Annotated in this window: 13 protein-coding genes; 8 read left to right on the top strand and 5 right to left on the bottom strand. The window is 36.0% G+C overall.

Features of this window, described 5'->3' with window-relative positions:
- Positions 1-65 precede the first annotated feature (65 nt).
- On the bottom strand, positions 66-902 hold the full coding sequence (locus ABMA70_RS01730) for a hypothetical protein (RefSeq protein ID WP_103217258.1): 837 nt from the start codon (positions 900-902) through the stop codon (positions 66-68).
- Positions 903-995: 93 nt separating this feature from the next.
- Here ABMA70_RS01730 and ABMA70_RS01725 point away from each other — a divergent pair, with 93 nt between their 5' ends.
- On the top strand, positions 996-1,472 hold the full coding sequence (locus tag ABMA70_RS01725; protein ID WP_146037798.1) for a GreA/GreB family elongation factor: 477 nt from the start codon (positions 996-998) through the stop codon (positions 1,470-1,472).
- A gap of 10 nt (positions 1,473-1,482) precedes the next feature.
- Here ABMA70_RS01725 and ABMA70_RS01720 read toward each other — a convergent pair whose 3' ends face one another.
- Entirely contained in the window at positions 1,483-2,211 is a 729-nt protein-coding gene (locus ABMA70_RS01720; protein WP_103217256.1) for an SOS response-associated peptidase family protein, read from the bottom strand.
- Positions 2,212-2,281: 70 nt separating this feature from the next.
- Between ABMA70_RS01720 and ABMA70_RS01715 the strand changes: the two genes are divergently transcribed.
- The gene (locus tag ABMA70_RS01715; RefSeq protein WP_103217255.1) at positions 2,282-2,557 is read left to right on the top strand and encodes an acylphosphatase; all 276 of its coding nucleotides are present in this window, start codon (positions 2,282-2,284) and stop codon (positions 2,555-2,557) included.
- On the opposite strand, the gene ABMA70_RS01710 is transcribed toward ABMA70_RS01715, so the two are convergent.
- A complete protein-coding gene (locus ABMA70_RS01710) occupies positions 2,554-2,856 on the bottom strand; it encodes a metal-sensitive transcriptional regulator (protein WP_158246820.1) in 303 nt (100 codons plus the stop codon). The two genes, ABMA70_RS01715 and ABMA70_RS01710, sit on opposite strands and share 4 nt — an antisense overlap.
- Positions 2,857-3,030: 174 nt before the next feature.
- Between ABMA70_RS01710 and ABMA70_RS01705 the strand changes: the two genes are divergently transcribed.
- On the top strand, positions 3,031-4,686 hold the full coding sequence (locus ABMA70_RS01705; protein ID WP_392991906.1) for a S8 family serine peptidase: 1,656 nt from the start codon (positions 3,031-3,033) through the stop codon (positions 4,684-4,686).
- Here the strand turns inward: ABMA70_RS01705 and ABMA70_RS01700 are convergent.
- Both ABMA70_RS01700 and ABMA70_RS01695 read right to left on the bottom strand, forming a co-directional pair.
- Entirely contained in the window at positions 4,679-6,943 is a 2,265-nt protein-coding gene (locus tag ABMA70_RS01700; protein ID WP_393022099.1) for a hypothetical protein, read from the bottom strand. The genes ABMA70_RS01705 and ABMA70_RS01700 overlap by 8 nt on opposite strands.
- Before the next feature lie 38 nt (positions 6,944-6,981).
- A complete protein-coding gene (locus tag ABMA70_RS01695; RefSeq protein ID WP_103217251.1) occupies positions 6,982-7,455 on the bottom strand; it encodes a hypothetical protein in 474 nt (157 codons plus the stop codon).
- A 95-nt stretch (positions 7,456-7,550) separates the two neighbouring features.
- On the opposite strand from ABMA70_RS01695, the gene ABMA70_RS01690 reads away from it, so the two are divergent.
- The 5 genes from ABMA70_RS01690 to ABMA70_RS01670 all read left to right on the top strand — a co-directional run bounded on the left by ABMA70_RS01690 (position 7,551) and on the right by ABMA70_RS01670 (position 12,337).
- Positions 7,551-8,906, top strand: a complete 1,356-nt coding sequence (locus ABMA70_RS01690) for a hypothetical protein (RefSeq protein ID WP_392991911.1) — start codon at positions 7,551-7,553, stop codon at positions 8,904-8,906.
- Positions 8,907-9,075: 169 nt separating this feature from the next.
- Positions 9,076-9,522, top strand: a complete 447-nt coding sequence (locus ABMA70_RS01685; protein ID WP_103217249.1) for a hypothetical protein — start codon at positions 9,076-9,078, stop codon at positions 9,520-9,522.
- Positions 9,523-9,641: 119 nt separating this feature from the next.
- Entirely contained in the window at positions 9,642-10,622 is a 981-nt protein-coding gene (locus tag ABMA70_RS01680; protein ID WP_103217248.1) for a PHB depolymerase family esterase, read from the top strand.
- Between the two features lie 74 nt (positions 10,623-10,696).
- Entirely contained in the window at positions 10,697-11,272 is a 576-nt protein-coding gene (locus tag ABMA70_RS01675) for a hypothetical protein (RefSeq protein WP_392991913.1), read from the top strand.
- Between the two features lie 132 nt (positions 11,273-11,404).
- Positions 11,405-12,337: a hypothetical protein gene (locus ABMA70_RS01670; RefSeq protein ID WP_392991915.1), complete on the top strand. Its 933-nt coding sequence runs from the start codon at positions 11,405-11,407 to the stop codon at positions 12,335-12,337.
- The last annotated feature ends 3 nt before the right edge of the window (positions 12,338-12,340 follow it).

Here is a 12,340-nt window from a genome sequence, read left to right as displayed (position 1 = left end):
ATCAGAAGTTAAGAAATTATATAGATACGGCAAACTTTCTCTTAACTCGTTAGAGCTATTTTATGTCAATGGATATGGGAAGTAGCTGAATTTGCAAACCAGCATGGCAAGCGTGATTCGAGGTTTTTTATTGATATTTCGTCCCCGCTAAATTCAAGAAGTGCCCCGTTTTTGATGATGTCCATACGGCACTGTAATGTTGGATAGCTATCAAGGGTCTTGGTAACAGTCGTAGGATCTGAGTTCGTTATTTTAGCGTGCTTATTTGGGTCAGAACTCATATGAGCAATGGCCTTAGGGAAGTCTTGAGCAACCTGCATTGTCTCAAAACAAAGCTCTTGGTTAAAATTATCAGAAGAAAACTTCTCTAGACACAGTGAGGCCGCATATGGGTCAAGCTCTATTGGAGAGTCAAAGTAGTTTGGATTATTAATGACAAATTTCTTATAACAACTTGCTGCTGCAAAGAAGTCCGATTGCCCTTCTGTACTCATTTGTGAAAAATGCTTATTTTCCATACGCGGTGCTTTTCCAAGAACATGTCCTATCTCATGACAGGCAGTAAAGGCGTATGCTCTTTTTGTCATATTAGGCATGCGAGCAAAGCCTCCCCAGAAATTAATATTAAAGTGATCTGCCTTGTCATCGTATAAGGCCCAAGCACTAAAATACGGAGTTTGCCAGTCGAGGGTTTTCACTGAAATACCACGCTTTTGTTTTATCGCTTCGTCTTGATACAGCCTCAAGGCTTCAACAACGACAAAGTAAAAATCTTGTTCTTTTACTTCTGAACCAAGGTCTTCATGAGCAAGAATCTGATACTCATGAGGATTTCTCTCACTAGTTGTAGCAAGGGCCGAAAAAGTTAATAGTGCACATAGCAAGGTAAGCAAGATTTTCATATGCCCAATTTATAGTACAAAAGGGGATTTTGAGGTATATTGTTGAAAATAATACAACCATTTCTTAAAGGTAATCTAGCGAAATTATTTATTATGAATAAAGAATCTATCATCTCTACACTTATTGAAAATTTAGAAACAGAACTGACAAAGGCCAAAGCTGCATTTGAGACGACTCGAGTGATGTCTCAAGAGCCTGATATGGCCCAAGAAGGTAAGTACGATACTCGCGCTATTGAGGCAGGCTATCTTGCAGGGGCCCAAAAGAAGCGTGTTGATGAGCTAGAAATCGATATCAACATGATTAAAGAGCTTTCTGAAGATCTTCCCAAGGGAGATAAAATCGCACTAGGCTCACTTGTTGAACTTAAATTCAATGATCAGACAAGGCATTACTTCATCACACCAACTGCAGGTGGAACAATGCTAAATCTTGATGGAACACCACTTCTTGTTATTTCAGTTTTCTCTCCCATTGGAAATGAAGCCTTAGGGATGGAAGTTGGAGATTTCTTTGATGTTGAAACGGGTGATATTACTCGTGAATACGAAGTTATTTCAATTTCTTAAAATAAAATCATTAGGCCCATTCGTAATCATAATGCTCTTGGTACGGATGGGTAAGAATCTCATATGTATCATTTTTGCTTAAGCCTTTTGGGTTAAGCCAGTCGTTTAAATACTCTTCTTTTAAAAAGATAGGGCAGCGATCATGTCCCATCTCTTCAATTTCCTTTGGTGGATCAGTTGTTATGATAGCAAATGATTTAAAGCTTATTTGCTTATCATTTGATGTCCACTCATCCCACAAACAAGGTGCAAGAATGAGCTTTCCATCTTGTGGAAGAAATTTAATAAGAGTTTTCTTGCCGTTTCTTTCAACCCATTCGTAAAATGCTTCAAAGGCAATGACTCCATGGTTTTTCATAAAAAGTGGTGCCCATGTTTGTCTCTTTTCGAGTGAATCAAGTCTGGCATTAAAGACATTGAATTTGGTCGGAATTTCTTCTTGCGATCCTCTTGGGCGAACACGGTAGCGCATTGGTGAAATGCTTCTCTCTTCGTATTCTTGCGTCATAACATTTGCAAAATAATTTGGAAAAATTCGCCCTTCTTTATCAGCTGACTTAAAGATATCACTACTTGGTTTTCTCTTTAGGCCCAGTATTTTCTTTAATTCTTGCGGATCAAGAGAAGCTTCTAATTCTTGCAACAGACGAAATGACTCATAAGCCTTCGTGTTTAAAGGAGTATTAAGCTTTTGTGAAAGCACTTTCAAGTTTGTTTGCGCTTGTATCGAAAAACACATGGTAATATCTTAACATATAAATTAAGAAAAATTACATCTTCAAGATGTATGAACATGCTAGGATGGATTTATGATTAACAGAAGATACCGCGTTGAAGGCGTCGTTCAGGGTGTTTGGTTTCGAAGAAGTACATACGAGTATGTTCTTAAACATACACCTACAATTACTGGTTATGTAAAAAATCTCAAAGATGGAAGCGTTGAGGTTATGGCCAGTGGCGAATTAGACGATATAACCAATCTCGAAGAATTTTTAAAGGTCGGCCCAGAGACGGCCAAGGTTACGAATGTGACAATTATTGAAGAGCTGCCAGTCTCAAATTTTACAGAATTTCAGATTGGTTAGTCCTTTCTGATAATTGTACAAAGTTGATCAATCTTTTCATCAATCAGTTTCGTATCTTGTGATTGGATCGCTTTTGCAACACAACCTCTTAAGTGATTTTCCATGACTGAACTTTCAAAACCTCGAAGGGCGCCGCGAATTGTTTTTGAGCGGTGAACGATATTGATACAATACTTTCCATCTTCAACCAGATTTATGAGGGATTCAAGTTGTCCCTGAATTCTTTTAAGACGATTAAGGTGCGAGCGGTGATCTGCCCCTGGTGTATTGATAAATTTCTCTAACTCTATTTCGTTCATGAGCGCCATACTAGCGAAGAGGCCAGAATCCGTCCATATAAAGTGATCAGAAATATAGGTGATGGGGTATTAAAAAGACATTTAACTCATTGAAACTATATGGTCTTAAAAATTTTTCATGTAATCTATTCAAGCATTGTTTGCGGTGCGTCTATGTGTGGTAAAAACCGTGGCATGAAATATATCACAACAGCAACAACTCTTATTTTATCTCAACTTTCACTTATGGCCGCTCCTTGTCCAACGAATAAAATCGTAATCGATGGAAATTGGAAAACGACCTACCAATGTGAAAATAATAAACTGACGTCTTCTTTTGAAACATATTTAAAGACGGGCTCAAAAACGGGAGCTAGCACATACGATGAACAAGGGCGTATGCTAACAAATGACTCCTGGAGTTCTGATGGTATCTATACATATCATGCTGAGTTTGAATATTTTGACAATGGAGAGCGCTTAAAAAGTGTTTACGTTATTGATGAAAATGGCATTGTCTCAGACAAAATAAAAGAAAAGATTCTTATGAAAGGTGATGCCGAAGATCCTACAATTTTAAAACAATGGGTAATCTCACAAAGCTCATATAAGCAAATTGGAATTAAACATTACCGTTACGATGAAACTAATGATGATGACTTCTTTGTTGTAAAGCCTTATCGAATTGATGTTCTTGGTAAAGATGGCGAGGTCTCAAAATACTACGAAGTTGTTTATAATATGAAAGCGCCTCTTGCTAATCTCGTTTCAGAGTTTAAGGCATTCACACCATCTGGGGAATTGATCGGCCAGTATAATGAAGTTGCACCTTTTAATGTTAGTGATCAGCTTAAAAAATTTAATCTTTCAAATGAAGAATACGAGCGTAGATTAAGTATCTTTGAAGACAAGACTCGTGAGCCTGTTGTTATTATTGATACAGGCTTTGATATTATGCACCCTTCATTAACTCATAAATTATATAACTCGCCATTTGATTTAGTAGGTGATGGTATTGATAATGATGGAAATGGGAGAGTCGATGATTCTTGGGGTTGGCAAAGACAAGATGATGCTGGCCTAAGCCTCCTGTTAGACAATAACAATATTCGTGAAACGCATTCCCTTATTCATACTCCATATCCTGTTTCTCATGGAACCCACGTAGCGGCTCTTGCTTTAAAAGATTTAGATATGTACGGCCTTGTTGGTTTTGCTGGAGATGTGGCCATCTCTGATCACTTAGAGAAAGCTGCAGAATATATTAAAGAGAAGAATGTTAAATTTGTTAATATGAGCTTTGCTATTGGTTATCCTGGTGCACCAATGTCGGCACCACGTGAATCATTCTATTATCTAGAAAATACATTCGTTGAAAATCCAGAGACTATCTTTGTTGTGGCAGCAGGGAACGCTCGTGGAAATCTTGATCTCGATTTAAAAGGAAACGACAATTACCCAGCAAGCTATGATTACAATAATATGATTAAAGTTGGAGCACTAAATACGGCAACACTTGAAAAGGAGAAGATGGACACATATAAACCTGCTAGCTTTTCAAAGTTTGGAAACAAGAAAGTACAAATCTTCGCCCCGGGGCAAGGTGTTGTCTCTGCTCAGTCAGGTGGTGGAACAATTCCATTAAATGGAACTTCTATGGCCGCTCCTTTTGTGACAAACGTACTGTTAAAAGGACACAAAATTAATCCAGAGCTTTCTCCTTTAAAATTAAAAGAGCTGCTTCTATCAACTGCCTATATTCCAAAAAGCGGAAGGCTTCCATGTGAAAGTGGTGGGATCGTTGATCCTGAAGCCTTTTACAAGGCCGTGTTAAAAACAAAGTCTAATTAACACGACCTTTTGTAGCTTGCGAGAGCTGGCGTGACAGCTCTCTAATTTCTTCTAAGCTTTTGTTAGAGTAATCAGTATTTTTAACTGCTTCTTTTAATGCCTTTGCTCTTGGCTCAATTGAACGAATGAGATTTCTTCTTTCATTGTTTTTAGCAACCACATCTCTTAGAACAGTTTTTAACTCACTCGCAATAGTATTCATATCATTTGTTTGAGCTGCATCATCTGCATTTCTGATGAAGTTTCTAAGCACATTTTTTGAGTTTTCTGATGTCATTGGTACCGTGTGTTCGACATCATCATCTTTTAAAACAATCGAGAAATAGTTATTATTATCTTTTATTATTTTAACATAACTATCACTCCCAACATTTATCTTATACGTGCCCTGATCTCTAATAGGCCTACTAAGTTGCGAGGGAAGAATTCTCGACATTAAGTTCAAGTTAAGAGAGTCGTTTTGTACTTTGAATCCTTTCGCAATATTGATTATCGTATCTGCCTTTGCAGCGACCTTTTCTAGTGTGAAACCTATTTGAGGGTCTTTCTGAATCTTTCTTGTCACACTTTGAATATCTTGTGCGTGGTTATAAAGCTCTTCCATTGAAAAATAATTTGTATAAGTTCTTCCATCATGAAGCTTGCCGTCTGGTTTTAAGTGTTGAACACGTAGATCGTAAGCAGATTCTTTTCCGATTGAGCGATTATATTCAAACTTAGCATGTCTAAACTCATGAGGCAGAGTATTGGCATGGCCTCCATTAATTAGCTCTCTTAAGTTTGAAAAATTAAATGAGACAGTTCTAGTACCTCTATTTGAAGAGCCTTGCGCTTTCTTTAGGTCATCTGGATAAAAGACTATCTTTTGTCTGAAATCTTCATTTCTGAATCTATTTAGTCTAATTACTGCTGGGTTGTCTTGATCTGCAGCAAATTTATTAAATTGTAGGGCCTTTTTAGTTACATTCTGATTCGTCTCTTTATTAACGGCCTTTCTTTCTATAACACGAACTGAGAAGCCTTGATCATTTAACTCTTTTGCAAGTCTAATTATGTTTTCATCTGATGAATCAATCATCGTTGCCTCAATTGCTGCAGAGGCCCTGTTCTGATTCAGACTATTCTTCTCATTAAGGCGTAGGATATTTGCAAGACCTGTACCTGAGACGAATGTTGTTTTATCTGATGCAAGAAGAGCACTACTTCTTTGATACATCTCTTGAGGTGAGATAACGATCTGACTTCTTCCCGTTTGTTTCATGTATGCAAGTAGTTCTTTGGCCGCATCTGATTTTGCTGCTACAAGATCACCTTCATAAAGAACAATTCGTTTTGTTTTCTTTCCTTGAATTTCAATAATATCTATTCGATGTGGAAGCTCAATTTTATTGATTACCTTTAATATTCCTTCTGTCTGCGCATTTGAAATCTCTGTGATCTGCTCAGGTTTTTCAAACGCTCTTTTGGCCAGTGATAAATCGAGTCTTGCTAAAAAGCTTGATTCTTCTGAATAAGGCCCTTTTGTTTCAACGACATCTTCATCATCAATATCTTTTTTCTCGTGAATATTATTTTCGAGTTCTTCTTTTGCAAAGTCTTCGCGAGTATAGCGATTTATACCAGTTTTTGACTTTAATAGAAATTTCGCAACCTTTGCTATCACAATTGTTGGTGGAATAACATAAGAACCCGCAAATTGACATATTGCTTTTGTTCTTGCCTCTGGTGAAAGACAAGCGTAGTTTGCTTGCGTCGAATAATAAGCATCTTGGAGCATATTAAAAATAATTGTTCCCATTGTTTTTGAGAAGTGCTTTGCTGCATTGATATAATGCAAAGGCCCTATACCATCAGTTTCACTTAGTGAGCGCGACCATTCCATAGCGAGCATGTGTTTGGCGCTTTGAAGGGTATTAAGGAGCTCTTCATTCTTTTCTCCACGATACTCATCATCAATAATATAATCGACGACTGAACCAATGAACTTCATAAACTCAACCGCAGAACCCCAAAGACCCTGTAGGCAAGAGATAAAATCAACAGCAACATTGCTCTCGACTATAAGGCCCGGATCACATTTTCTTTTATCTATTGCTTCAACATCTTCGCAGGCAGGTGAGTTTACAACAATTTCACATAATTGTTGTGAATTTGCCTCATCAAGAATATTAAGGTTTCCAATTTCTAAGCATTGAGTCTGTGCAACACTAAGATCCAATTCATAATTACTCATTGGGACAAATGCGTGAATTGACATATTTATAATTAGAGTAAGTACGGTACAAAGTTTTCTCATTATCTTTGCTCCGTAACAAATTTGAATTTTTCATTTAAGTCTTTTATATCTGATTTTGATATCTTTTTTTCAGAGCTTAGCATTGTGATAATCGTGCGATTTTTATAAAGACGATGTATCTCAGCTAAGTAGATTGTTTTGGATCTTGAGTTTTTATAGCTACCAAGCTTATAGACTTGAATATAGTTTTTCTTTTTCGTGAAGTCTAAGGACTCTGTTTTAAATTGTGAGAAATCGCTATACTTGAGTATTTTGTTTCTTTGATCTAAGTATTTTCTTATTTTTTCTTTATTATAATTCTCAATTTTATTCGATGAATTCTTATCCTCGACTGTTAGTCTCTTATGAGAATTCTTCCAGACCTGAATGTTGTCAAAACTGAAGTCATGTTCCCATTCTAAATCTTGATTTTTATTAGCTTGGCCCGTGAAATTAAATAGTAGTAAAAGTGTAATTATAATAGCTCTTCTCATACCTTATATTATCGGTTGGTTAATGAAGTGCTTTACGTCTTTTAGCGCTTTTTTAGCACGTAGACAGATATTTTGACCCAAGTTATTCTATTGTCATGAGACAAGTCTTATCAAAACTAAATCATTCTTTTAGTAGTGTTTATAGTGCTATCACTTTAGTCATCATTTTTGTCCTTTATTTGGTCATAGGTGCGCTTGTCGATTATTTATATGGCCCGAAGATTTCAAATTCCCTAATTTTTAATGGTCCATTTTTTATCTTCTTACTTTCACTTGTAACATTATCATTAGTCGTAAGTTTTCTTAAAAAGTTACCAATAAGAACTAGGTTACTAGGTATTCATTTAACACATATTGGTTTAATTACTATTTGTGTCTCGACGATAGTCTCAACTTTCACATCAATTAAGGGTCATATAGAACTCTTAGAGAAGTCGGAAGTTAAAACTGCTATGCTCGATCAGTACCAAGCTCAATTAAGAGAGCGATCTAGCGGAAAAACTTTATATATTGATCTAAATTTTTCAGTAAGACCTCAAGGCCTTAATCTCGATTTTGGTCCGGTTTATCTAATTTCATACCTACCTTATAGCGAAAAATTTCACGCAAACTTTAAAAGTACAGGAGATAATAGTGCTGTCGTTTTGAAGGAGTCTCGCTATCTTTCGGGAGTCAATAGTGAGTTGATTTATCTTTCTTCAAGTCGACTTGATCATCCAACTAGTATAAAGGATGGTAATTTGGAGATCGTTCTTTTTAATCAATCAATGCTCAATTGCTTGGAAAATTTATCAAATGTGAACCCTGCTTGTTCAGTGTTCACAAGAAGAAAGTCAATATCATTGCTCAAAAAAGAATACTGTTTAACTAATAAATATGCTCTTAAAGAAGATGGTTTTTATTCTTTAGGTAACGAATGTAAAATGCAAAAAGTTAAGTTAGAAGTTGTTGGTGATAGTTATAAGTACCGATTAAATAACTTTCTAGAGGATACTGGCCTAAAACTAGAATATCGCTATAGCAGTAATTTTAAAAAGCATGATAGTGACATTCTTAAGTTTTATGAGAAGGGAAATACTCAAAAAATTTATCAAATGAAATTAGGTGAAACGAGAGAGATTATTGATAGTGAAGGAAGATTCTATGATCTTAAATTTCATAATAAGGAATTTAAACTTCCTTTTGATATTCGTTTAGACAAAATCTCAAAACAAAATAATGAAAGTAGTTATGAACTTTCAATTTCAGATCAAAAATACATTTTAAACTCGAAGAATTCAAAAGCTAATATAAGTGGCTGGTTAATTTCTCTAGATCCACTAAGCCCACATACACCGAAGAAGGTTAAGTTAAATATCTCTTTTGATCCAACTCGTATTTATAAAGTTATGGGGCTTGTCATCTTCGGTTTTTCCCTTGTTGTACTAGGTTTTCAACGACGAATTAGCTAAATATCCGAAATTACCAACAAAATTCCAGAGATAATGTAAAGTTAAGAGAGTTTATACATTTTCACTTTTAACTTTACCTTTCTTAAACTGACCTGAGTAGTCTCATTGGCTATAAGTTTCTCAAGAAAAAACATTATTTTTTAACAATTGAAAAACAGAGGGGAAACTTATGAAACACCTACTTTTAATTTTATGTGCAGTATTTTCTTTATCATCTTTTGCAAAGCTTCAATCATCAAGCATCGAAATAGATCGTTATGACACAGAGGAGCAGGCCAAGAAAGCATGTCTTGACGCAGAAGTTGAGTATGATGAAATCAAAGATATCAAAGTTGAAGGTATTGAATTTGAATTTATCACTAGAAAAAGTGGTAGCCATCACATTTGTGAAATCAGAACAACTCTTGATAGTTACGAGCAAGTACTATCTAAGAAGCAAATTAAACAGAAAATCACTAATAACTACGATAAGTCATATACTGAGTGTATGAAAATGAGAAACAGAATCATCAATACAACTATCGGATATGTTTTTGGAGATGTTGATTTCTACAAAAAAGGTATGTTCGGTGGCGGAAAATACGTATGTGAATTCAACTTTATTGTTGTCGAATAATCAAGAATTCTTAGGGGTTTGCTGATTGTTCTAGCATAATTGGGGGCTTTGTGAGGAGGCCCCCCTTTACTTATTTCACGCTCATTTAAATTCGATAGATTTTGTTCTATAAAGCAAAAATGAAAATAATCTTAGCTATTTATATAATCTTAGTTTCAAATGTATTCGCTCTTAACCTGAGTGAGAAAATTACTGTATCAGGGATCTCCTCAGGAGGCTTCTTTGCTCATCAGTTTCACATTGCCAATAGCAACCTAGTAGAAGGTGCAGCTATATTTGCAGCAGGCCCTTATTACTGTGCAAAGGGCTCTGTGGCCTTGGCGACAAATACATGTATGAAGGGAAATGGTGCCTGGGGCAGTGCTTATCAGTCGTATGTATTTGCCAGTGGATTGGCCATGATGGGCCTTATTGATCCTACGACAAATTTAAAAGATGATAAGGTTTATATTTTCTCTGGGCAAAACGATAAAACAGTCGTTTCTAGCGTAAGTGAAGAACTTAGAGACTTGTATGCTTTCTTTGGTGTTAAAAATCTCGAGTACGAGGGTACATTAGCAGCTGGCCATACTTATCCTACTGAAAATAAAGGAGTTGAGTGTGAGCTTTCAGAAGTTCCATATATTGGAAATTGTAATTACAATGGTGCTTTGAAGTCGCTTAGTGCGCTCTATCCTGAAAAGAAGCAAAGACGTTTTACTTTCAAAGGAAAAACAGTTGAAGTTGATCAGGCCAAGCATTTTACAGCTTTTGATGTTGGAGCATTCACGCCACTATTACAAGACAAGGCATATCTCTATATTCCTTCGCGTTGTAAAGGTGACAGAAAGTGTGACCTGCATGTAGCTTTTCATGGCTGTAAGCAAACTGTAGATCATATTGGCATGAGTTATATTAATGATACTGGAATAAAAGAAGCTGCTGATAAGCTTGATGTTGTTGTTCTTTTTCCTCAAGCAAAGAAATCAGTAATTCCTGGAAGAAATCCACACGGTTGTTGGGACTGGTGGGGACATTCAGGAGCTAATTATCACCTGAAAGATGGCCAACAAATGCGTATAATCAAGGCCGTGGTCTTAGATATTTTACAAAAACCTTAAGTGTTTATTGAAACACTATATTTTTATGGTAAATAAACTGTATTGTGAGATGTTTTGCTAAGTTAATATTTATTTTGATAACTATTTCGATTCCTGTAATAGCAGGCGAAGTCGTTGTCGATTTCTATGAATATTCAACTTATTCCAACGATCACATTGTTGACCAGGTCTATGAAGTAAGGTCTCAACTTGCTGCTACAACCAGAGGTAGCTTCTTTAACAAAGAATGCTTCAAAGAATATTATTCTAACTATCCAGATACCCCGACTACAGTTTCTTATTTACTTAAAGAGAATATCGCTTTTCCTATGATTGGTAAGAAGCGCTTAAACTTGGGTGACTTGCGCAAAACCTATTACAACGCAAAAAGCGAGCTTCTATATCGTCTTGATAAGAAATGTAAAACAAGTGATTATCTCCTCGTACTCCTAAAGGGAAAGACATTAAAGGGACATTTGTTCCAATCTGATTTTTATATTGAATTCGATAAAGATAAAATGTTTCTCATCTCTGGCCTTGAGAAAATCGAGCTCAAAGAAGATACACCTAATCAAGCAAGACTTACGCCGTCAACTCTACTTAAGGATGACTGGAAAAGTGTATGGCGTGAATTAGAGTTTAAAGAAAGCGGTTACGAAACAAATTTCTAAATTGGCCCATCCCTTGCAACTTATTACCTTGAATACTTAATTTGTTAAAGAATTTAGCACTTTAGAGGACTATGCCTGTTTCATTTTTGGACAGCTGGCCTATAGGTGTACAATTTTTAAAGGTAATGACTTATGAAAAAAACACTATCACTACTTGCATACTTCTTGCTAAATTCTATGGCCCATGGAGCGATCTCAATTGCTGATCAGGCAATGGATAGTGTTGAGTACCAAGAGATTCGCCTGCATGAATATGGTGATCGTGCAGATCTAAGTCTTCGCTCACAAGGTGAATCAAAAGTTGAAGGAAAGTTTTTTGCTGAAACTAAGGCAAAACTGGCGGCAACGAAACAAGCAAAGGCCAATGCTACTTTTAGTATAAAAAGAATTTGTGACAATAATGAAAAAATAGATTTTAGTAATTCAGACTGTTATATCGCAGGTGATATGGCCTATTGTTCTGTTGATGCAGATGTTGAGTGTATAGGCGTCAACAAAAAGGAACTTATTATTCAAAAAGTAAAGGCCGGACTACTTGATGCTTCGCCTGCTTGTGTGGATTACTTAAAAGAAGACTTTAATATTGATGATAAAGTCGTTGAATATTGTAATCAAATTTCTTCAAAGCAACAGTTTACTTGTGTTAGCTACTCAACAAGTTATTCGTCTTTTAAGGTTGCTAGTATTGCTGCCTGTTCTGCTTATGAGTCAAATGATGAAGAGGGGGCCAATTACGGATTATCTGTTCTTAGAAACTATGTTGGAAAAGGTGAGCTTGATATGAAATATCCTGCACCAACAGTTTCAGCTGTTCTTCTTACTGCTGCAATTAATACGAAAGAAGAGAAAAATTGTGTTGAGAATTACTTAAAAACAGGCACACTTAAAATAGATGAAGTTGAAAAATCTTGTATTAAAGACTCTCTAGTTGAACTAGATGCAAGAGAATATGAGGCACTTGGATTTGTTACTTCGCCAAGAACAGTTGAATACGGCCTAAAGAAGCCTGTTGCTGATACAGCAAGAGGAATCTTTGATCGAATTGGCGATATTTTAGGACTATAAAAG

Source organism: Halobacteriovorax sp. XZX-3, assembly GCF_043196495.1.
GTDB lineage: Bacteria > Bdellovibrionota > Bacteriovoracia > Bacteriovoracales > Bacteriovoracaceae > Halobacteriovorax_A.
The sequence above is the reverse complement of the archived record's forward strand: the minus strand, read 5'-3'. Positions and strand labels throughout refer to the sequence as shown.